Annotated in this window: 21 protein-coding genes; 3 read left to right on the forward strand and 18 right to left on the reverse strand. The window is 35.3% G+C overall.

Going from position 1 to position 22842, the window contains the following annotated elements; genetic code table 11:
* Positions 1-213 precede the first annotated feature (213 nt).
* From D612_RS18805 to D612_RS19995, 5 genes are all read right to left on the reverse strand, one after another.
* On the reverse strand, positions 214-1344 hold the full coding sequence (locus D612_RS18805) for a toll/interleukin-1 receptor domain-containing protein (protein ID WP_017756037.1): 1131 nt from the start codon (positions 1342-1344) through the stop codon (positions 214-216).
* A 258-nt stretch (positions 1345-1602) separates the two neighbouring features.
* Positions 1603-3219 (reverse strand): DUF2326 domain-containing protein, encoded by a 1617-nt coding sequence (locus D612_RS0113620; RefSeq protein ID WP_017756038.1) that lies wholly within the window; start codon positions 3217-3219, stop codon positions 1603-1605.
* Positions 3209-3436, reverse strand: a complete 228-nt coding sequence (locus D612_RS18390) for an ABC-three component system middle component 7 (RefSeq protein WP_017756039.1) — start codon at positions 3434-3436, stop codon at positions 3209-3211. Before D612_RS18390 ends, D612_RS0113620 begins: the two co-directional genes overlap by 11 nt.
* Complete coding sequence (locus D612_RS0113630; RefSeq protein WP_017756040.1) at positions 3433-4188, reverse strand: ABC-three component system protein; 756 nt, start codon at positions 4186-4188, stop codon at positions 3433-3435. The genes D612_RS18390 and D612_RS0113630 overlap by 4 nt, the downstream gene beginning before the upstream one ends.
* 309 nt (positions 4189-4497) lie before the next feature.
* On the reverse strand, positions 4498-4737 hold the full coding sequence (locus tag D612_RS19995) for a helix-turn-helix domain-containing protein (protein WP_017756041.1): 240 nt from the start codon (positions 4735-4737) through the stop codon (positions 4498-4500).
* 243 nt (positions 4738-4980) lie between these two features.
* On the opposite strand from D612_RS19995, the gene D612_RS0113640 reads away from it, so the two are divergent.
* Together D612_RS0113640 and D612_RS0113645 are read left to right on the forward strand one after the other, a co-directional pair.
* Positions 4981-6171, forward strand: coding sequence for a helix-turn-helix transcriptional regulator (locus D612_RS0113640; protein ID WP_017756042.1), 1191 nt, complete (start codon positions 4981-4983; stop codon positions 6169-6171).
* 313 nt (positions 6172-6484) lie between these two features.
* The gene (locus D612_RS0113645) at positions 6485-7147 is read left to right on the forward strand and encodes an acetate uptake transporter (protein WP_017756043.1); all 663 of its coding nucleotides are present in this window, start codon (positions 6485-6487) and stop codon (positions 7145-7147) included.
* A 76-nt stretch (positions 7148-7223) separates the two neighbouring features.
* Here D612_RS0113645 and D612_RS0113650 read toward each other — a convergent pair whose 3' ends face one another.
* The 4 genes from D612_RS0113650 to D612_RS0113665 form a co-directional block, all read right to left on the reverse strand.
* Entirely contained in the window at positions 7224-7688 is a 465-nt protein-coding gene (locus tag D612_RS0113650; RefSeq protein ID WP_017756044.1) for an acyl-CoA thioesterase, read from the reverse strand.
* 77 nt (positions 7689-7765) lie between these two features.
* On the reverse strand, positions 7766-8521 hold the full coding sequence (gene sdhB / locus D612_RS0113655) for a succinate dehydrogenase iron-sulfur subunit (RefSeq protein ID WP_017756045.1): 756 nt from the start codon (positions 8519-8521) through the stop codon (positions 7766-7768).
* Entirely contained in the window at positions 8518-10299 is a 1782-nt protein-coding gene (gene sdhA, locus D612_RS0113660; protein ID WP_017756046.1) for a succinate dehydrogenase flavoprotein subunit, read from the reverse strand. The genes sdhB and sdhA overlap by 4 nt, the downstream gene beginning before the upstream one ends.
* Positions 10300-10359: 60 nt before the next feature.
* Entirely contained in the window at positions 10360-10989 is a 630-nt protein-coding gene (locus tag D612_RS0113665) for a succinate dehydrogenase cytochrome b558 subunit (protein ID WP_017756047.1), read from the reverse strand.
* A gap of 328 nt (positions 10990-11317) precedes the next feature.
* Here D612_RS0113665 and D612_RS0113670 point away from each other — a divergent pair, with 328 nt between their 5' ends.
* Positions 11318-11755, forward strand: a complete 438-nt coding sequence (locus D612_RS0113670) for a YslB family protein (RefSeq protein ID WP_017756048.1) — start codon at positions 11318-11320, stop codon at positions 11753-11755.
* A 47-nt stretch (positions 11756-11802) separates the two neighbouring features.
* On the opposite strand, the gene uvrC is transcribed toward D612_RS0113670, so the two are convergent.
* The 9 genes from uvrC to D612_RS0113730 all read right to left on the reverse strand — a co-directional run bounded on the left by uvrC (position 11803) and on the right by D612_RS0113730 (position 22831).
* A complete protein-coding gene (gene uvrC / locus D612_RS0113675) occupies positions 11803-13584 on the reverse strand; it encodes an excinuclease ABC subunit UvrC (protein WP_017756049.1) in 1782 nt (593 codons plus the stop codon).
* Between the two features lie 128 nt (positions 13585-13712).
* A complete protein-coding gene (trxA, locus tag D612_RS0113680) occupies positions 13713-14027 on the reverse strand; it encodes a thioredoxin (RefSeq protein WP_017756050.1) in 315 nt (104 codons plus the stop codon).
* A gap of 190 nt (positions 14028-14217) precedes the next feature.
* The gene (locus tag D612_RS0113685) at positions 14218-15195 is read right to left on the reverse strand and encodes an electron transfer flavoprotein subunit alpha/FixB family protein (protein ID WP_017756051.1); all 978 of its coding nucleotides are present in this window, start codon (positions 15193-15195) and stop codon (positions 14218-14220) included.
* A 16-nt stretch (positions 15196-15211) separates the two neighbouring features.
* Positions 15212-15985, reverse strand: coding sequence for an electron transfer flavoprotein subunit beta/FixA family protein (locus D612_RS0113690; RefSeq protein WP_017755015.1), 774 nt, complete (start codon positions 15983-15985; stop codon positions 15212-15214).
* A 72-nt stretch (positions 15986-16057) separates the two neighbouring features.
* Positions 16058-16831 carry an enoyl-CoA hydratase gene (locus D612_RS0113695; RefSeq protein ID WP_017756052.1) on the reverse strand — a complete coding sequence of 258 codons (774 nt, stop codon included), beginning with the start codon at positions 16829-16831 and terminating at the stop codon, positions 16058-16060.
* Positions 16832-16908: 77 nt separating this feature from the next.
* Positions 16909-17490, reverse strand: coding sequence for a TetR/AcrR family transcriptional regulator (locus D612_RS0113700; RefSeq protein ID WP_017756053.1), 582 nt, complete (start codon positions 17488-17490; stop codon positions 16909-16911).
* 370 nt (positions 17491-17860) lie between these two features.
* Positions 17861-19549 (reverse strand): long-chain-fatty-acid--CoA ligase, encoded by a 1689-nt coding sequence (locus D612_RS0113710; RefSeq protein WP_017756054.1) that lies wholly within the window; start codon positions 19547-19549, stop codon positions 17861-17863.
* Between the two features lie 491 nt (positions 19550-20040).
* Positions 20041-20451 carry a DUF350 domain-containing protein gene (locus D612_RS0113725; protein ID WP_026092510.1) on the reverse strand — a complete coding sequence of 137 codons (411 nt, stop codon included), beginning with the start codon at positions 20449-20451 and terminating at the stop codon, positions 20041-20043.
* Between the two features lie 22 nt (positions 20452-20473).
* Positions 20474-22831, reverse strand: coding sequence for an endonuclease MutS2 (locus D612_RS0113730; RefSeq protein ID WP_017756057.1), 2358 nt, complete (start codon positions 22829-22831; stop codon positions 20474-20476).
* Positions 22832-22842 lie beyond the last annotated feature (11 nt).

The raw sequence follows: 22842 nt of genomic DNA on the forward strand, positions 1-22842 counted from the left end.
TTTATTGGATATTTTATTTTTGAATAGCACTATTAGATTCTACCTAACACCTTTTCCCATTTATCGTGATTAGGATTCAAACACGAATGCCATACTTTGGTTCACGTCCATTTCAGCTAACAAGTATAGGTCTTTTTTCGCCTTTTGCTTGTTCTACGATTATTGTAATTTCTTACTGTTAGTAATCCTGTTATTACTTCCAATAATTAATTATTAGGTACAAGTATTTAGTAGTTCATTTATACGCAATAAAAATTGTTCTTTCTTACGGTTCCAAATTTCTATTTTTAAAGATAAATCAAGTTCTCCAAAAAGTTGTGTGATAAATCCATCAAGTTCATTAGATTTATTAATAACTAGTGATTGGGTTTGAGAAGAAATAACACCTTTCATGTTTGCATAAGTAAGCGGTGGAATTAAGATTGGGAAATGTTTTGCTGATTTTATCCAAGTTGCTCCCATTTCACACATACAAATTGGACTATTGTAAAAGTTTTCCGAGAGTAAAAATAGAACAATGGTATTTTCACTCAATTCTTTTTTTATAAAACCTAGGAAGTCCTCACCATAAGGAATCTTATAACCTTCAAAGGAAGAACAAAAAATAGAATCACTTCTTAATCCTAAACCTTCCAATAGGTCTATAAGCGGTTCCACTATTAATTTATCCTCTGTTGAATGGCTAATAAATATTTTCCTATCATTAACTTCATGATTCGCATACTTACTACCTTGTGATTCAAATCCTAACCTCTGCCTATTAATATTATGTTGTTCAGACGATATTTTCTCTATATTTGTTTTTTGGGTAACATGTTGACCAACTGTAAAATTAGCACCTTGTTGAGCAGTTACATTACCATAGAAAATATTTAAAACGCTTGAAGAAACATCATCATTGCTTTCTATTTCGTCTTCAATAAAATCATCTAATTTAACAAATAAGTCTCTAATAACAGGGGCAATAATACCTTGATTAAAAATAGCTAGCAATCGTGGAAGGCTCTTCTCACGTGGGTTCATTCTAGAACTTATATTTTCAAATGAAATTTTCCTTTTATTCTCCATTTCCATAAGTTGAAGCACTGTAGCAATTCTTTCATTCTTATCTATCGGTAAATTCGCATGACGTATCCAATAACCATTTGATGTCACAAAAAGGTTGTCAATATCAACTTTCATATTCATTAAAGGTTCAGTAATTTGCTTGATCACTTCGTTTTCATAAATAAATGCAAAAAATCGGGACAAATTATTTTGATGTGAATCATAATGAGATTGTAAATAATCGTTAGCAATTTGTTTAAAATCACGAATCGCCCTCTTTATTTCAACGGATTTCAAGAATCTTATCCTCCCAATCATTAGAACTTTTACTTCAAATTACCCCACTACAAATTGGGTTGTCCACCCAAACTCCACTTTTCAAATCAGTTGAGATACGCTTCAGTAACGATAGTAAGTGAGGGTTATAGGTTTTTACTAATCACGAATATAAATGCTTTAGAGTTCATTATTAACCACTACTTTTACAAATTATCTTGACCCATTGAATTTATTAAATTTAATATTATTAATCCATATAAATCTTTGCTATTAACATTAGTTAACGCCCTTATTTTTCCAATTTAGGATAAAAAGAGTTTTATCTTTTGATAAATTAAGGAATCTATTCTTTTCAATTATTTTAACGGTTTCCTCATTGTAAGTGTGTATTTTATCAATTGCAATAAAAATCTGTTTAACATAAGAATCATATAACATGATTATGTTTTCGGTTGCCTCGTTTTCAATATTTTTAAGTAGTGGTAAGTCATGGATTAAAGCAGGTAAATCAGTCAAATCTAATAAACTCAAATCAAATGTTATTAAGTTTGCATATGCAGTGCCTGTTCCAGTATCCCCAAAAGTTGAAAAAACATAGTTATTACCATTTATACTGAATGATGGTGCTCTACGATTGTCTTTATAAATTTGCTTGTTTAATTCATTCATTTTTGTGTTAATTTGACTTGAAATATCAGCGTATATATCAATTTTTATTTCTTCTAAATCACCTTTTGCTGAAGTTAAATTATTCTCTATATTCTTTCTCTTTGTGTAATAACTGTTTTCATTGTTTAATTCTTGAATCTTCGCTGAGATATCGACTACTCTATCTAATGCATACTGTGGACTATTTTTAATATTCAACTTTTCTGCAATCTTTTCATCGATACTTGTTATATCTGCAACAATAGTTTTAATTTGCTTATTTAGCTCTCTTTCGGATTTTTGGAGCTCTTCCTTCAGGATTTTACTTATTGAATTATGAAATTCATCAACTTCTTTAATTCTTTCAATATCCATATTAGGGAATATTTCAATCAATCTTGATAGCTCTGTATCAATCTTTAATCTTTCATTTGAAATATTACTTTGAGTTCTTCTCAGTTTAGAATCAAAGATACTTTTTTGACGGAGTAATTGACTTTTAACAGTACTTAGCTCTAAAATTTCTTTGGTAAGCAATGCTTCGATATCTGCTGAAGCTCCTATAATTTCTTTCTTCATCCTTTCTAGTTCATTTTTTAGTTCAAAAATTCTTTTTTCATTTTTATCAAAAATAGCCTTTGTCATTTTAGGGATAAACTCGTTTTTAACTGCTTTTAACAGAGTGCTTTTTTCATCAGTTAATCTATTAATTTGATCTTCGTAATCCTTAATTATTTTATATTTGCCAAAAAGTTTAATTAACGCCAGTAATGAAGCCTTCTTTGTTTCTTTTTCAAAGTATTGTAGTGGCTTTTTTTCATTTAGGTTTTCTTTTCCATATACTCTAGAATATCTTCCAATAATGTTTCTAAAACTTAAATCGGGAAGAGTAATATCATATTTTTCTTTTAGAAAAGCTGTAAATTCATCTGTTTTAATTACTTTACTAACATTGTAGTCACTATCGCATATATTTGTAAATTTATAGTCCTTAGTATTCCTGCTGAAAAAGTATTCCTTCTCAAACAAAAAAGAAAACCTAAATTCATGTTGACCTAGTTCTTCAATTGCATCTTTATTAGCAGTAATGTAAGTATCACCTCCAAAGACAAAATCAATTATCATTAATATTGTAGATTTCCCTATAGAATTGGAAGCTATCGAATCGCCAACAACGACATTTAGACCATCCTTAAATGTCAATAATGGTTCTCTAAATTTATCGCAAAATATTTTATATAACATAAATTAATTCCTCACTATCTTCAAGATACTCTAAAGCACTGAGAACAAAAGCGACATCTAAAGTTAAAATAAACTCATTTATATCTTCAAAGTGACTTTGTACTTTTTCCCACAAATCAACTGGATTTTCATTTTGCTGTTGAAGTACATTTAGTACGTATGGAATTTTACTTATTATACTTTCTTTAAATGGCGTAATTTTATTTGGAATTATCATGAAAACACCTCGCAATCCTGTATAAAAAAGGAAGCTATAATTTCACAAGCTCTTAAAGAATATTTTCCAGTTTTATTATGAATCCAATCTACAATACTCCTAAAAATCTCTTCTTGATTTCGAGTTGTTTGTTTACACTTGAAGTAAAATCCTTTGATTTGCATTGCTAAGGTATTAAACTTATCTGGCGTTTCCTTATCAATCTCTTTAAATATATCTTTAATAAAATTGAAGTATTCAATAATATCATTTTTTATTTGTTTTTTTAGCAATGGTGGAAGAGAAACATCTGACTTTTCATCGACTTTTAAGGCTGAATATTCTAATCTAATTAATTCCCCAGTATCTAAATCTAATCTATATAGTACTTCTCTAATTTCTTCTTCAATATTAAATAAGGAATATGAATTCATAATATTGCTTTTCTTTATCAAGGATTCCTTTATCTGGAATAATTTACGATACTCTTCAACAGTTCGTGGTTTATCAAACTTTTCATGACAATCTAGACATAAAGGAATAATGTTATCAAGACTATTCACATCTATGCTAAGTTTCTTTTCAGTCTTTAAAAGTAATTCTTCACTAGAATTGGGATTTAATGGATAGATATGAGCCAACTCGAACTTTTTATATATCTTCCCAATTTTTTCATAATAAAGAGGTTTAGTACAAAGTGGACATATACCCTCAACTTGCGAATACAAAAGCAATTGCTCATTCTGCGTATATATTTTCCTGACATTTGCCAATTAAGCTCACCCTATCACTTTTCGACTTCTCATCTATTATTTATACTTTATTTAAATCAATTATCCTCTTTTTTTACAAATTTCTCAATATTTGCCTTTGTACTTACTTTTTCTCTCGAATTTTGGAAATATTCATTGGAAAAAATATTACCATTTTAATTTCTTTATGCTATTCAATATTTTAAATATTTATTTACAGAGAAAACCTCATTTACAATGATACGTTCATCATGAAAATGATAAAAGGTAAACCGAAGCTTTTAATATAAAAAAGTGTTTAAGTTTATTTCACTTAATAACCCGTTTTAGCTAACGTGTACAAACCATCAAAAAAAAGCCCACAGTCGTTGTATCTGAAGGCTTCTTGATCACTTTATTATTTTGTGTTTCAAACCACATTGTATTCGAAATGTGATTGCGAACTGTTTTTTCACTGATAAAAAGTTCCTCAGCAATTTCTTTTGTTGTTTTGTCCTGTACTAACAATTCAAATACTTCTTTTTCTCTCTTCGTTAGTAGTGGCTTCGGTTGGTAGTTGTTTTCCTTCAATCAGTTTTTCCCTCCTTACTAGGGCATGAACTGCGGATTTTGAAGGGAATATATTTAGTCACGATATCATATGAAAGTTCCACCTACTCTGTGACATAATGAAATTGTGAAATATTTGTAACTTTATGCAAAACCCTGTAACTTATTGTAGTAAAAATATAGTATAATAAATCTAAAAAATGAATCTTAAAAATTTTTAAATATTTTATAAAAAGTCGTGTAATTTATTGGGGAGGACGTTGTATGTATAACGTAAAGTTGGTCGGATTAGATGCTGGCGCATACGAAAAGATTTCTGATTGGGTGAAAGAAGCGCTAAATGTTCCATGCAATATTATCCAAGGAGATGATCAACGAAATATTCAAATCGATATTATCGTTGCCCAAATTAATTCCTTTTTTGACTGGGTCATTATTAATCGTTTACGTAAAAAGCATTTACAAAGTAAACTAATTGTCATGATGGATGAAGCTTACTTAAAAACTGCACCTATTGCTGTAAACTTTAACGCACATGCACTATTGTTAACACCTATTAGAAAAAACGCTTTTGTTAATGCAGTCAAAACCTCCGTTGAAGATTTAGCAGACTTACCAATTGTTCGAGAGATGTTTTTACGACGTTTACTATATGGTGAAATAAAAACTAATGAGGAATTAGAGCAGTATAAATCATTTGCTAAAATGGATGAGCTTCCAAATATCGTTTGTCTTGTTCAAGGTACATCAGAAGGAACAGATTTTATTGAAAACGAGGAAGGCAGACGTGTTTTACGGTCTCACGTTCGCTCAGTCATTAAAAACCACCTTTCCCATTGGGTTAAGGATGTTTACTACGTTTCATTTAGACGGTACCTCGCTGTATTATTTCATATTCCGTATGTTTATAAATCAATCCGCGAGTGGGATCAAATTCGTTATTATTTATTAAAATTAATAGATGAAGTCCAAAAGGAATATGGAATTACGCTCCATGTTGGTGTTGGATCTGTTTACAATGATCCGTTGAATTTGTATCAACCTTATCGTGAAGCACGTAAAGCACTTGGCCAATCGCTTAGCGAAGGCAGTTTACTTAACTTCTACGAGGAATTGACAAAGGATCAAAATTTACAGAAATGCATAGAGTTCATTTCAAATTATTATCACGAGGATTTATCAATTAAAAAAGTTGCGAATAAAGTTCATTTGAGTCATACGTATTTTAGTCGCCTCTTTAAAAAGGAACTAGGTGTATCGTTTGTTGAGTATGTAACAAATATTAGAATTAAGCGCGCAAAGTGGCTTCTTGCCAATACGAATGACACAATCGAATCAATTGCTGCGCAAGTTGGGTTTAACACACCAAATTACTTTAGTTCAATTTTCAAAAAGCATGTTGGACAGTCCCCTAGTGAATATCGAGAAGAGCACATCATTACTGTTAATGAATAAATATACAGTCAAAGGCAGACATGGAATATTTTCCTTGCTGCTTTTTTATTTGGCAAATTAAAATGCAATTATAGCCATAGCATAATTTTATCAATATAGTTTATTTTTTTTGTCCTTTTGATAAAGGTTGTTTGTTGTTACGCTATTTATTTATAATTCGCTTTCATTTTTGTGTCATCGTTTCGTCGTAATTATTATACTAGACATAATTTTATATGGATTTAGCAATATATTATAAGGTGTTATATAACTCCCTCGGGTATAATGTAGCCGTGATATATAACACGATTCAATATTGGAGGGAGATTAGAACATGGTTAGATCAGAAACAGTGGGTACTGAAACAAAGATTGTAATGTCAGATCCTACAGCATTAGGAGTATTTGGGCTTTCAATGGTTACTTTTGTGGCAGCCTCACAAAAAATGGGATGGACAACAGGGACAGAGTATATTCTTCCATGGGCAATATTTCTAGGAGCAATTGCACAAATATGGGCATCAACAATTGATTTTAAGAAAAACAATTATTTTGGAGCCGTTGTTTTAGGTGCATATGGTCTTTTTTGGCTTGGAGTAGCTGGCCATTGGGCTATAGCTTTAGGGTGGTTTGGCGAACTAAGTGCAGCAGCTGATCCTCGACAGCTTGCATTCGGATTTTTTGGTTATTTTATATTTTCATTATTCATTATGGTTGCTGCCTTTGAAGCAAACAAAGCATTCGCTGCAATTTTGGTACTTATAAATATTTTATTATTTTCGCTTGGCATGGCAACACTAGGAATAAATAAAGAGTTATTTTCAATGTTAGCTGCTTACTCTGAATTTTCAATTTCATTAATCGGGTTTTATGCCGCGGGGGCTGTATTCTTAAACAACTTCTTCGGGAGAGAGGTATTACCATTAGGTAAGCCGCTAGGAATTATTCAAAAAGGTCCAGTTGAAGTAAGACAAAAACTTGTTAAATCAACAGCATAAAAGAAATGTAGATTAGTAGTACTCTATGAGTAAATTCAAACGAATGGTGCTTTAATACTGAAAGCCGGTAAAATTTCTACCGGCTTTCTCTTAATTTATTCTCTAAAATTTCTTTCCATTCAGCAGACCACGGTGCTGCTTTCCCAGTTTTCTTTGAAATTTGCACAATGCTTCCCCGTCCAACAAAACAAGTTGTATCCTTTTCATTTTTACCCATATAGTGAATGTCTACTGAAGAGTTTCCAATTTTCCCAGCCTTTACATAGATCCGCAATTGTTCATTAAAATACACTTGTTTCAAAAAGTCACATTGTAAGTCTGCCACAACAATCATATTTTCACTTGAAGGTTTAATCCATTCATCCATAAACCCTAAATCCCGAAAAAATTCAATTCTCGCTTGTTCGAAATAAATAAACGGTATCGTATTGTTTAGGTGACCAAACATATCAGTCTCTGAAAATCGAACCTTTACAGGACAGAAAAAAGAAAATTCTTCTTCCCAGCTTACTTGATCCTCAATATACGAAATTCGACTCATTCATAATCCCCCCAAATATCGAATATTAAAAAAAGGTCTCCTCTAGGAAGAGACCTTGTCCAAATATGCTAATCTATTTATTTATCACTTCCGAAGAAGTTTTTAAACATTTGAATAGCTGTATCTCTATTTAATGCAGCAATCGATGTTGTTAATGGAATCCCTTTTGGACATGATTGTACACAGTTTTGCGAGTTCCCGCAGTTTGCTAACCCGCCATCACCCATGATTGCTTCTAAACGTTCTTCTTTATTCATATCACCTGTTGGATGAGCATTAAACAGTCGAACCTGTGAAAGTGGCTGCGGTCCAATAAAATCAGACTTTTCATTTACGTTCGGACATGCCTCTAAACAAACGCCGCAAGTCATACATTTTGATAACTCATATGCCCATTGTCGCTTTTTCTCAGGCATTCTTGGACCAGGTCCAAGGTCATACGTTCCATCAATTGGAATCCAAGCCTTAACTTTCTTCAACGCATCGAACATACGACTGCGATCAATTTGCAAGTCACGAACGACAGGGAATGTCCGCATTGGCTCTAAACGAATTGGTTGCTCTAGCTGATCAATTAACGCTGTACATGATTGACGCGGTTTCCCGTTGACAATCATTGAACATGCACCACAAACCTCTTCTAAACAGTTCATGTCCCATGTAATTGGTGCCGTTTTTTCCCCTTTTACATTAACTGGATTTCGGCGGATTTCCATTAGCGCAGAAATAACGTTCATATTAGGGCGATATGGAACATCATATTCCTCTTGGTAAGAGGCAGATTCTGGTGAATCTTGTCGTGTTATAATAAATCGGATCATTTTCTCACTCATGATTTAGCTGCCTCCTTGTTCGTCTCATCTTTCTTTTTAGAGTAATCACGCTTACGTGGCGCAATTAACGAAACATCAACCTCTTTATAAGAGAATTCAGGTGAATTCGTTTCGGCATTGTAAGTTGCGAGCGTGTGCTTCAAGAAGTCTTGGTCATTACGATCTGGATAATCTGGCTTGTAGTGAGCACCACGGCTTTCATTACGATGATACGCACCAAGTGTAATGACACGAGCAAGATTCAACATTCCTTTTAACTGACGTGTAAACATAACACCTTGGTTACTCCACTTAGCTGTATCATTAATATTAATGTTATTCCAGCGCTCCTGTAGCTCTTGAATTTTTTCATCTGTCTTAAGAAGCTTGTCATTATAACGAACTACAGTCACATTGTCTGTCATCCACTCACCAAGCTCTTTATGAATCACATACGCATTTTCTGTACCATTCATCGCAGATAAATTGCTAAACTTCTCTTCTTCAACCTTTACTTGTCGTTCAAACACAGATTCAGTAATAGCATCAGTTGCTTTTGCACGGTTTTTCGCAAAACGAACTGCATTTGGACCTGCAACACTACCACCATAAACTGCTGACAATAAAGAGTTAGCACCTAAGCGGTTTGCTCCATGTTGCGAGAAGTCACATTCACCTGCAGCGAATAATCCAGGAATATTTGTCATTTGATCATAATCAACCCACATGCCGCCCATTGAATAGTGAACAGCTGGGAAGATCTGCATTGGTATCTTACGTGGATCGTCACCAGTAAATTTCTCATAAATTTCAATAATTCCACCAAGTTTTACATCCAACTCATGTGGATCTTTATGCGAAAGGTCAAGGTATACTTTATTCTCACCATTAATACCAAGCTTTTGATTTACACACACATCGAATATTTCGCGTGTCGCAATATCACGAGGTACAAGGTTTCCATAAGCAGGATATTTCTCTTCAAGGAAATACCATGGTTTACCGTCCTTATATGTCCAAACACGTCCACCTTCACCACGAGCAGATTCACTCATTAAGCGATTTTTATCATCGCCAGGTATTGCAGTCGGATGAATTTGAATCATCTCACCGTTTGCATAAATAACACCTTGTTCGTAAGCGGCTGCAGCAGCAGAACCCGTATTAATAACAGAGTTTGTTGTTCTACCAAAGATGATCCCTGGTCCACCGGTAGCAAGAATGACTGCATCACTCTTAAACGCTTTGATTTCATGTGTTTTCATGTCTTGGGCAACTACACCGCGACATTCATTGTCATCATCAAGGATTAATGACAGCAAGTCCCAACCTTCATACTTCGTTACAAGACCTGCAACTTCATGACGGCGTACCTGCTCGTCAAGTGCATATAATAATTGTTGACCAGTAGTAGCACCAGCGAAGGCTGTACGATGGTGTTGTGTACCACCAAAACGACGGAAGTCTAATAATCCTTCCGGTGTACGGTTAAACATAACACCCATTCGATCAAATAAATGAATAATACCAGGTGCAGCTTCACACATCGCTTTAACTGGTGGTTGATCAGCAAGGAAGTCCCCACCATAAACAGTATCATCAAAATGTATCCAAGGTGAGTCCCCTTCACCTTTTGTATTAACAGCCCCGTTTATTCCACCCTGAGCACATACAGAGTGAGAACGCTTAACAGGAACTAATGATAATAAATCAACATGAACGCCAGCCTCAGCAGCTTTAATCGTAGCCATTAAACCAGCTAAGCCGCCACCGACTATAACAAGATTAACATTACTCAAAATAACTCACTCCCCAATTTTAAATAATTTGTTTTATTCGAAGTTAATAAAACAATGAAATTACATGTTGGCTAATTGTGGATCCATAAATGCAAAAATAATTCTTACAAAGCCAATTGATAACACCACAAATAAGGCCATTGTCACATATGATGAAATCTGTTGAGAGCGAGGAGTTATTGTAATGCCCCAGCTAACAAGGAAAGACCAAATTCCATTTGCTAAATGGAATGATGCTGAAATCACACCAACAATGTAAAATACCATCATTGCTGGATTGCTAAAAATAGTAGCCATCATGTTAAAGTCAACATGCTGACCAAATAGAGCAGCAACACGCGTTTCCCAAACATGCCACACAATAAATATTAATGTAATAACTCCAGTATAGCGCTGTAGTAAGAACATCCAGTTTCTAAAAAATCCAAATCTACTCACATTATTTTTCGCCGTATAAGCAATATAAAGGCCGTAAACTGCATGATAAACTAATGGAAGAAAGATAACAATTAATTCTAGTAAAAACAGAAATGGTAAATTCCCCATAAAATTTACTGCAGCATTAAATGACTCTGCGCCACGAGTCGCAAAATTATTAACAACAAGATGATTGAGTAAAAATACTCCTACTGGGATTACGCCCAATAACGAATGAAGTCTTCGATTTAAAAATTCACGATCTTTTGCCATTTTTGCCCCCCCTTTAGTTTCCTTTACTTATTTTTGAATAAATTGGATTTAATAGAACGATAGCATCCTACCTCCCTATATGTAAAAAACATGCAAAGAAGCATCAAATGTGACGCTTCTTTGAATAATCTGTGACATGTCCATTTTACTCTCATCGACAAGGTCAGTCAAGAACGCCCGGCTATAAACATTCGAAAAATTCATTTTATTACACATATTTAGGAAGATACTTCTAAGCGAACAACGTCGCTAATAAATTTTAACGAACTGATAGTTGCTAATGAAAATGAAAAAGATAATAATAAGTTTATAGAAAGAGGGGATTTATTTGTTTACTAAAAAACAAAAGGAAGACTATAATGAGACGCTTTCACATCTAACGATTCCAGCGTTTGGATATGAATTAATTCGTGAAGCATTATTAAAAGATCTTTTGGGGAAGGATTATAGTTCCATTCTTTATTGGAGTGGAAAAAATCTTGCTCGCCAAATGCCACTTCAATCACTAGATGAAATTATCTCTTTTTACAAAAAGTCAGGATGGGGAAATTTAGAAATAATTAAAGAACGTAAAGGTGAAATGATTTTCAGCTTAAAAAGTGATTGGATTCATAATCGTCTGCAACGTGAAGGTGAAATCTCATTTCATATTGAAGCTGGTTTTTTAGCTGAACAGATAAGAAATGCTTTTGGCCATGAAGCAGAAGCTATGGAAGAACAAAAGAAAAAGACTTCTGAGGTTATTATTACTGTGAAGTGGGATTAATTGATAAAAAATGGTTCTTTCAATATTATAAAAAGGTGTCAGTGAAATTACTCCTCTGACACCTCTAAAAACCGTAAAATAGTTTCGGCAACATTCGTCGGTATGCGAAGAGATGATAACTCCTCAACACTCGCCTCCCTTAATTTCTTAACAGAGCCAAAATGCTTCAACAGTCTTTTTTTACGTTGCTCTCCTACGCCCGGTATTTCATCTAGCACTGAGTTGAATACAGATTTACCTCGAAGCTGACGATGAAATGTAATGGCAAAGCGGTGCACTTCATCCTGAATTCTTTGTAATAAATAAAACTCTTGGCTATTCCGGGGAAGCTTCACAAGCTGAGGCGGGTCCCCAAACAATAGTTCAGATGTGCGATGTTTTTCATCTTTTGCAAGACCACAAATTGGAAGATCTAATCCTAATTCATTTTCCAATACATCCTTTACAGTTTGAATATGACCCTTCCCACCATCAATAATAATTAAATCTGGTAGTGGTAAATTTTCCTTTAACAGTCTCGTATACCTTCTTCTTGTTACCTCACGCATTGATGCATAGTCATCCGGACCATCTACACCTTTAATTTTATATTTTCTGTATTCTTTTTTTTCCGGTTTACCGTCAACAAAAACAATCATTGCCGATACTGGGTCCGTGCCTTGAATATTAGAATTATCAAATGCCTCAATTCGGTGGAGTGTTCCAAGACCTAATTTTATCCCTAGATTTTCCACTGCTTTTATTGTTCTTTCTTCATCGCGCTCAATGAGTGCAAATTTTTCCTTTAAAGCAATTTTCGCATTCTTTTTCGCTAAATTTACTAACTCCTTTTTCTTCCCTATCTTTGGTTGCACAACTTTCACTTCAACTAGCTTCTCCGCATAGTTCCCGTTAACTTCCTCTGGTAAAAAGATTTCCTTTGGTTTAATATTGTTTGATTTTAAGTAAAATTGGCCCAAAAACGTTAAGAAATCCTCCTCAGGCTCATTATAAAAAGGAAAAAATGAAACTTCGCGCTCAATCAGCTTACCTTGACGAACAAAAAACACTTGAACACACATCCAGCCTTTATCATACGTATACCCAAATACATCTCGATCAGTTAATTCATTCAAATTCATTTTTTGTTTTTCCATGACGATTTCAATATGGGCGATTTGATCTCTATATTCCTTTGCTCGTTCGAAATCTAATTGCTCTGATGCCCTATACATTTTTTCATTAAGCTCTTTTTTAATCTCCTGATACCCACCGTTTAAAAATTTCACTATTTCATCCACTATTTTTTTGTTTTCCGATACGTCGACATCATTTACACAAGGGGCTAAACATTGATTCATATGATAATAGAGACATACACGGTCAGGAATTGTAGAACATTTTCGTAATGGATAAAGGCGATCCAACAGCTTTTTCGTTTCATTTGCAGCTTGAACGTTTGCGTATGGTCCAAAGTACTTCCCTTTGTCCTTTTTCACATTTCGCGTTGTAATTAGTCGAGGATGCTTGTCCGCGGTTATTTTTATATAAGGATAGCTCTTATCATCCTTGAGCATGACATTATACTTCGGATCATATTTTTTTATTAAGTTCATTTCTAAGATTAATGCTTCTAAATCGGATGACGTCACGATATATTCAAAATCTGTTATTTCAGAGACTAACCTCTGTGTTTTCCCATCATGGGATCCGGTAAAATAAGATCTAACACGATTTTTTAGGACCTTCGCTTTACCGACATAAATAATCGTCCCGTTCCGATCCTTCATTAAGTAACAGCCTGGTTGGTCGGGAAGCAGCCCAAGCTTTTCTTTTAAATGATTGTACAATGCAACCACCTCCCATTTTTACGTTCCTTTTCATTATAGTATTTTCTCATAAAAAAAATAAGCCCAGAAAAATCTGGGCTATTTTAACTAAATTAGATTGCATTCAAAAAAATACATCACATAGTAAATTAAATGTGCTTTTCTAATAACGCAACAAGCGCTTCCTTCGGTTGGAACCCAACAACTTGGTCTACAACTTCCCCATTTTTAAATACGAGTAATGTTGGGATACTCATAACACCAAATTTTGCTGCTGTTTCTGGATTCTCATCTACATCAATTTTAACAATTTTTACCTTTTCCCCTAGGTCAGCAGCTAAATCCTCTAACACAGGCGCAATCATTTTGCAAGGTCCACACCATGGAGCCCAAAAATCCGTTAATACAACGCCTTGTCCAGTTTCAGTTGCAAAGTTTTGATCAGTTGCATGTACAATTGCCATTAAAAAATCCCCCTCATAAATAGGTTTTTTATAAACTATAAAAAAAGTATACCATCAGCCGTATCTTGAAGCGAATTATTTGCTCAGTATTAAATATACCCTAATTGATTGTGAAAAACACTTTTTTTTTAATACAAAGCCCATCATATAAAAAAGCGGTAGTTCTTACACTACGCGCTTCTTTTTGAATTTATGCATTTACTTTAGCATTTTTAAATTCTTCAATTAACAGTGGTACAACATCAAATAAATCGCCGACAATTCCATAATCAGCTACATTGAAGATGTTTGCTTCTGGATCCTTATTTACCGCAACAATTACTTTTGAATTAGACATACCAGCAAGATGCTGGATAGCCCCAGAAATACCTAGAGCAATATAAAGATCAGGCGTTACAACCTTACCTGTTTGCCCAATTTGTAATGAGTAATCACAGTATTCCGCATCACAAGCACCACGTGAAGCACCTACTGCTCCACCCAATACATTCGCAAGCTCCTGTAACATTTTAAAGCCTTCGGCACTCTTAACACCACGTCCGCCGGCAACGACTATTTTTGCTTCAGAAAGATCTACACCTTCAGACGCTTTGCGTACGACTTCTTTAATTACTGTTCTTAGATCCTTAATTTCAACGTCTAATGATGCAACGTTTCCAGAACGTGACTCATCCTTTTCCAGTGGAGCAATGTTGTTCGGACGAACCGTTGCAAAAATAATACCGTCTGTAACAATCTTCTTTTCGAATGCCTTCCCTGAATAGATTGGACGCGTAAATATAATATTCCCGCCTGCTTCCTCAACATTAACACAGTCAGAAATCAAACCAGACCCAAGCTTTGCTGCAATTTTAGGTGATAAGTCTTTTCCAAGTGCTGTATGACCCATGATCATTCCCTCAGGATTTTCAGATGCAACAACAGCCAGCAATGCCTGCGCATAGCCATCTGGAGTATAATTTTTCAATTGAGGATTTTCAACAACTACGACACGGTCTGCGCCGTGTTGAATCATTGCATTTCCTTGAGATTGAACAGACTCTCCCATTAAGACAGCAACAACTTCTCCACCTTCTGCAACAAGCTTCCCTGCTGCAATGGCTTCAAATGATACATTACGTAAATTTCCGTCGCGAACTTCCCCTACTACTAAAACTTTTCTAGCCATCTTTTTCTCCCCCCGCCTATATTACTTTTGCTTCAGTTTGAAGTAATTTTACTAATTCTTTGACTTGATCATTAAGCTCACCAGACAATACTTTCCCTGCAGCTTTTTGTGGTGGCAAATAGATTTCAAGTGTTTTCGTTTTCGCAGCCACGTCATCTTCATCAATATCTAAATCATCAAGCTCCAACTCATCTAAAGGCTTTTTCTTCGCCTTCATGATGCCTGGTAAAGATGGATATCGTGGTTCGTTTAAGCCTTGTTGTGCAGTAACAAGCAGTGGTAGTGATGCTTCCACCACTTCACTATCTCCTTCCACATCACGGCCAATTACCGCAGTATTGCCATTAATATCGAGCTTTGTGATCGTTGTTACATAATTGATTTGTAATGCTTCTGCAAGGCGAGGTCCAACCTGACCGGAACCACCGTCAATCGCCACATTTCCGCCTAGGATGATATCATACTCTTGTCCTTTGAAATACTCTCCAAGTACACTTGCCGTTGTAAATTGATCCCCATCTTCAATATCATCTTCAATATTGATAAGAACAGCCTTGTCTGCTCCCATAGCTAGCGCAGTACGTAGCTCTTTCTCACTGTCTTCATTACCAATTGTTACAACAGTCACTTCCCCGCCATGTTTATCCTTTAGCTGAATCGCCTCTTCAATTGCATACTCATCATATGGGTTAATGATAAATTCAGCACCATCTTCACTAATCTTGCCATTGTTTATTACAATTTTTTCTTCTGTGTCAAATGTTCGTTTCATGATAACAAAAATTTTCATAACTTTTCCCTCCCAATTTGTTTTAGTCAATCAATTCTGAGCGGCCGCTCAGTCAATAGCTATACTTATCCTTTACTTGCCTTTAAATTCAGGTGTGCGTTTTTCAAGAAATGCACTTATCCCTTCTTTTGCGTCCTCAGAAACAAAAACCTTTCCAAATAAGCTAGCTTCTTTTTCAACCCCTTGTTCATGTAAAGATCCTTTTGCATATTGTAGCAACTCAATTACTGCGTTAATTGCAATCGGGCCTTTTGCTGCAATTTTCTTAGCGAGATTGTAGGCTTCCTCAAAAAGTATTTCTTCGGAAAATGCATGGTTAACTAATCCTAAGCTTGCCGCTTCTTTCCCTGTAATGGGCTCACTTGTGAACATCATTTCAGCTGCTTTTGGGGCACCGACTAAACGCGGCAAGCGTTGTGTTCCCGCGAAGCCAGGAATAATCCCTAGCTGAAGCTCAGGTAATCCTAATTTAGCAGTTTCACTAGCAAATCGAATATGACAACTCATCGCTAGCTCCAATCCACCACCAAGTGCTGCGCCATGAATGACCGCTATAATTGGTTTTGGAAAGCTCTCGATTCGATCAAAAAGCTTTTGACCTCTTTGAGCTAATTCTGTAAAACCTTGATCAGATTGAATTTCAGTGAATTCTTTAATATCAGCACCGGCTGAGAAAAATCTCCCCTCACCTCTGATTAATAGAACTCGCACATCTCCATTAGACTCTAAATCGTCTAAAACTACTGAGAGCTCATCCAATACCCCTCTTGCTAGGGCATTTGCAGGCGGTCTGTTTAATTTAATTGTAGCAATTTTCTGATCAATTTCTACGGTAAAAAATTCCATCTGTCCCCATACCTCCCCAGTCTGTAAAAATTAATATGCAACTACTTTCATAAAAAGACTACAGAAAGTTGCAGTCTTTAAACACTAATGCCATCAATTAGCAGTTGATGAACTGGTTCAACGATTTCCCTTAAATCATATTTTTGCTCATTCATAACCCAGTTCGTGACAACCTCATCTAATGTTCCAAAAATCATTTGACGAGCCAGTTTGACGTTAAGATTTTCTTTAAACAAGCCTTCTTCAATTCCTTGACGTAATACTTGATCGATAATCTTAATATAATCTTTTAATACTTCGTTAATCTTTACCCTTAATTCTGTGTTTGACTGTCTCAATTCTATTTGGGTTACAATTGCAAGATTTGGATCGTCTGCTAATTGATAAAGGTGCATTTTTACCAATGCTAATAACTTCTCTACAGAATTCGATTTTCCTGCTATCACTTCTTCAATTTTTTCAGTAAACTGTCCCATTTTGTCTTCAAACAGAGAAATAAGAATGTCTTCTTTGTTTTTAAAATACAAGTAAATGGTCCCATCAGCCACGCCTGCCTTTTTTGCTATCTTAGACACTTGGGCTTGATGGAAACCATTATCAGCAATAACTACAACGGCTGCATCAATTATTTGTCGATATTTTGGTTTATTCCTTTTCATAACAGGCACTCCTTTAACAAAAGGCGCAAGCGCCCCGCTTAGCGACATAAAAACTGAGCACATCAACTGAGATAAAGGAAACACGACGAGGGACGAGTCGATGTTGACTTATCGCAAAAGAGATGAGCGAAGTTTACTAGTCGCTGGGCGCTGGAGCTGGATTCCAAAGCGCAAAATTATATACTATCTTATTTTTAAAAAAAGAAATGAATGAATCGTCATTCATTTCTTTTTATTCTAAAATAAAACTAAAATCCTGTCAATGCACTTTACGTTTGTAATGTACCATAAGTTGTATCAATATTCAAAAAGAAATTATGTATCTGAACAAACGCGTTGTGCGTTTAGTTCAGGTATTACGAGTTTACATTTATACTTGTTTCTTCTCTTCCTCAATTAATACACGTCTTAATATTTTCCCAACCGCTGTCTTTGGTAACTCTTTTCTAAATTCATAAATTCGTGGAACTTTATATGCAGCTAGGTATTCTCGGCAATGCTTTTCTAAATCCTCTTCCGCTACCTTTGCATTTTCCTTCAACACTATATATGCCTTTACTGTCTCTCCTCGATAAGGGTCAGGTACACCAGCTACAACTGCTTCTTGAACAGCCTCATGCTCATACAGAACCTCTTCTATTTCACGAGGATAAATATTAAATCCACCTGCTATTATCATATCCTTTTTCCGATCTGCGATATAAAAGTAACCATTTTCATCCATATAACCTAGATCTCCAGTTAATAACCACTCACCATCATAAAAGGTTGCTGCTGTTTCATCCTCCCGATTCCAATAGCCCTTCATTACTTGTGGTCCCCTTACAACAATTTCACCAATTTCATGAACTTCAGCTGGTCCATTTTTTTCTAACGAAAGCACGAAGGATTCTGTATCCGGCCATGGTACTCCAATACTTCCCTTTACACGCTCAATATCCCATAAAAAGTTTGCGTGAGTTACTGGTGAAGCTTCTGTTAATCCATATCCTTCTACTAATTTTCCACCAGTTATTTTTTCAAATTTTTCCTGAACCTCAACTGGAAGTGGTGCAGATCCACTAATGCACGAATCAATTGACGATAAATCATAGTTTGCTAAATTCGGATGGTTAAGTAAAGCTATAAAAATGGTCGGTGCGCCTGGGAACATTGTTGGTTTTTGTTTTTCGATTGTTTTAAGTGTTTCCTCCGCATCAAACTTCGGTAAAAGGATCATTTCAGATAAAAACATAATCGATAGATTCATAACACAAGTCATTCCAAAGACGTGAAAAAATGGTAATATACCCAATATTTTCTCTTCACCTTTTTTTAACTTATACATCCAATGTAAGCACATTGTTGTATTTGCAACTAAATTGTAGTGTGTTAACATAACCCCTTTTGCCTGCCCGGTTGTACCGCCAGTATATTGAAGCAAGGCAATATCCTCTTTAGGATGTATCTCAACTTCTATTTTTTCGGTATTGCTATTTACTAATGCTTTTTTAAATAAGTGTGTTGTACCTCCATGATTGACTTGAACCTTGATTCCGGTTTGTTTCCTTTGAATGAATGGATAAATGATGTTTTTTGGGAAGGGTAAATAGTCACTGATGCTAGTTACAATTACATGTTCAAGTTTTGTAACCGCTTTCACTTTTGAGACTCTTGGATATAGCAAATCGAGACAAACTATCCACCTGGCTCCAGAATCATCCAATTGAAATTGCAGCTCCCGTTCCGTATACATAGGATTGGTTTGGACAACGATCCCACCAGCTAGCAACACACCATAATAGCTTATAACTGCTTGTGGACAGTTCGGAAGCATTATGGAAACGCGGTCGCCTTTATTTACCCCCAATGACCTTAGGTAGTTTGCAAATTTTAATGATGAATCATACACCTCTTGATACGTAAGTTGTTTACCTAAAAAATGAATTGCAATTTTCTCTGGCGCTGTTTTGGCCGCTTCCTCCAAAAATGAAAACAACGGCTTTTCTTCATACTCAATACGATGTGGAATCTCCTTTGGGTATTTAGACAACCATTGCTTTTCAAGTAAAACATCCATTATGGACAACCCCCTTTTTTTGGTACTTAATTCTTATTATAATAGATATTCATGCTATATTGATATTATTTTTTAAATTTTCTATAAATTTTTTATAAAATTTTGCTTTGTTTTCAATCCGATATAGCTTTTTGTTAAATCCAATATAACTTTTCATTGAATCAAATATAACTTTTTGTCGAATCAAATATAAAAGGTGATTTTGAAATCCATCTCGGCAGACGCGGACCTTAAGCAACGCTTCAGCATCCTCGCTTGCATAAATGCAAAACTAGTTGGGTCTTTAGCTATTGCCAGATATCCCGCCAGAATCGCCGCCACCGTTCTTCAAAATCACCATTCATAGTCTTTGATAACATAGCTTATCGAGATATTCCTAGTACATACCTATGCATTAAATAACCAATAAAAAATTCCTATTACTAAAAAAACTCCACAGACAATCATTAATAATTTAGCCAATTTTTCCATATGTGTAATCACCTCTATCTCTATACAATGATTCCTGCTCCTATGACAAATGATAAGCTTATAGAAATGATCATAGAAATAAAGCCAACCGCCCGATTCCCTTTCTCTATCTCATCATCTACTTTAAAACTTGGTGTTAAAAATTCAAAAATAAAATATCCGATTAAAAGTAAAATAAATCCATATAGACCCCAACCGAGCATTGTTAATAACGAATCGTTATGTTGAATTGAGTAGCGAAAAATATTAGCAATTCCAAATATCTTTCCACTTGTCGCCATCGCAACAGCAACATTCCCTTTCTGAATTTGTTCCCAATTCCTATACTTAGAAACAAGCTCAAAAATAGCTAAAAATACGATCAAGGATAAAACAACGACACTATAATTTGCAGCCGTCTGGACGAAAGTATTTTCCCAAAAGTTAGTAATATCGATCCTCTCCCCTCACTATCTATTTTAATTCAACAACCGTCATACCACTTCCACCTTCAGTCATTCCACCAAGACGATATTCTTTTACATGGCGATGAGTTTTAAGAAAATCATGGACACCCTTTCGTAGAGCACCTGTTCCTTTCCCGTGGATAATAGAAACACTTGGGTAGCCTGCTAGTAAGGCATCATCAATATACTTTTCAACTTTTAGAACAGCATCTTCGAATCTTTCACCGCGAAGATCTAATTCAGGCTTAACGTGATGGCTTGTCCCTCTTATTGTTGCAAGCGGCTTAGTTTCAACTGGCAACGGACGACTAATATATTGTAAATCTTCGACTTTAACCTTCATCTTTAAGATTCCAATTTGAACGAGGAATTCCTCAGCATTTACTTTTTCAACAATGTGCCCTCTTTGATCTAAGCTTAATATCTTTACTTCATCCCCTGGTAAAAGCTGTTGCTTAACTTGTTCTTTCTCAATAAACTTTTTACTTTTTTGTATAGTTGGTGCAGTATCCTCAAGCCGTTTTCTAGCTTCAATTAATTCATGCTCTTTTACGGTAACATGGGCATCATTTTTTAACTTTCGTAAGTAGCGAATAATTTCCTCAGCTTCACTTTTGGCTTTTTCAACAGCATCTCTTCCTTTTTTTTCTGCTGTAGCCAAAATCCGATCCCGCTCTTCATTCAATGCAATAATTTGGTTTTGTAATTCTTCATGAAGCTGCTTAGCATCCTTGCGAATTGATTCGGCCTCATTCCATTCTTCTTCAGCTTTCTTCTTTGTTTCTTCAAGTGAAGCGATCATATTTTCAACTTTATTTGTTTCCTTACTAACAAAACTTTTAGCTTTTGTAATTACGTGTTCGGCTAATCCTAATCGTTTTGATATTTCAAATGCGTTACTTCTACCAGGTACCCCTAATAGTAACCGATACGTTGGGCTCAACGTTTCAATGTCAAATTCAACACTTGCATTAATTACTCCTGAACGGTTATATCCATAAGCCTTTAACTCAGGATAATGGGTCGTTGCTACGACCTTTGCACCTCGATTATAAACATCATCTAAAATGGCAATTGCTAGTGCTGCCCCCTCCTGTGGATCCGTCCCTGCTCCAAGTTCATCAAATAACACAAGGCTATTTTCATCAACGCGTTTTAATATTTGTACAATGTTCGTCATATGGGATGAGAACGTACTTAAACTTTGTTCAATCGATTGTTCATCACCAATATCAGCATACACGGAAGAAAAAACAGCCATTTCTGAACCATCAAGTGCGGGGATTGCTAATCCAGATTGTGCCATTAACGTGAGTAATCCTAATGTCTTTAATGTTACTGTTTTACCACCCGTATTTGGACCAGTAATAACTATCGTTGAATATTCTTCACCGAGAATAATATCATTTGGTACCACTTCATTACTTGCAATCAATGGATGACGCGCTTTAAATAAACGTATTCGGCCTTCGCTATTCATGTTAGGCTTTGATGCTTTTATGCTTCGAGCATACAGTGCCTTCGCAAACATGAAATCAATTTGTGCTAATACTTTTACATTATGTAAAGCAGGTTCGGCTTCTGTTGCAACTGCAATTGTAAGCTCTTGTAATATTCTCTCAATCTCTTGCTTTTCCTTCACTCTTGCCTCTTGAAGCTGGTTATTCAGTGCAACAACGGCTTGCGGTTCAATAAAAAGTGTTGCCCCTGATGCGGATTGATCGTGAACAATACCACCATAAGAATGGCGATATTCTTGTTTAACAGGTATGACAAAGCGATCGTTACGGATTGTTATGATCGCATCTGACAACATTTTTTGACCAGCCGTCGATTTTGTCATGCTATCAAGTTTTTCACGTATTCTCGATTCAGCTGTTCTTAGCGTTTGCCGAATCCCTCGAAGTTTTTCAGTTGCACTATCCATAACATGTCCATAATCATCAATGCACGATTTAATTTTTCTTTCTAATTCCGTTAAGGGTGTAAGTTGCTCCACATAAGTTTTCAAAATAGGAAGCTCCCATTCATCCTCAACGAGATTCTCGATAAAGCTTTTTATTTGCCTACCACCATATATCGTACTTGCTATATCAAGCAATTCGCTCGCACTTAAAATGCCACCAATTTGTGCCCGTTTAATGCTAGGGCGGACATCAAATATCCCACCCAGTGGAATTTGTCCCTTAAGCCGTAATACTTTTGCAGCTTCATCTGTCTCCTCTTGAAGTTTCACTACCTCATCATATTCATAGGATGGTACAAGCATCTCTACCTTTTCTTTTCCTAATGATGAAGCTGTATGCTTTATTAATGATTCTTTAATTTTTCCAAACTCTAGTACACGTAATACACGCTCTAACAAAGGCTTAGCCT

It is taken from the genome of Calidifontibacillus oryziterrae (genome assembly GCF_000331575.1).
Taxonomy (GTDB): Bacteria; Bacillota; Bacilli; order Bacillales; family Bacillaceae_J; genus Calidifontibacillus_A; species Calidifontibacillus_A oryziterrae.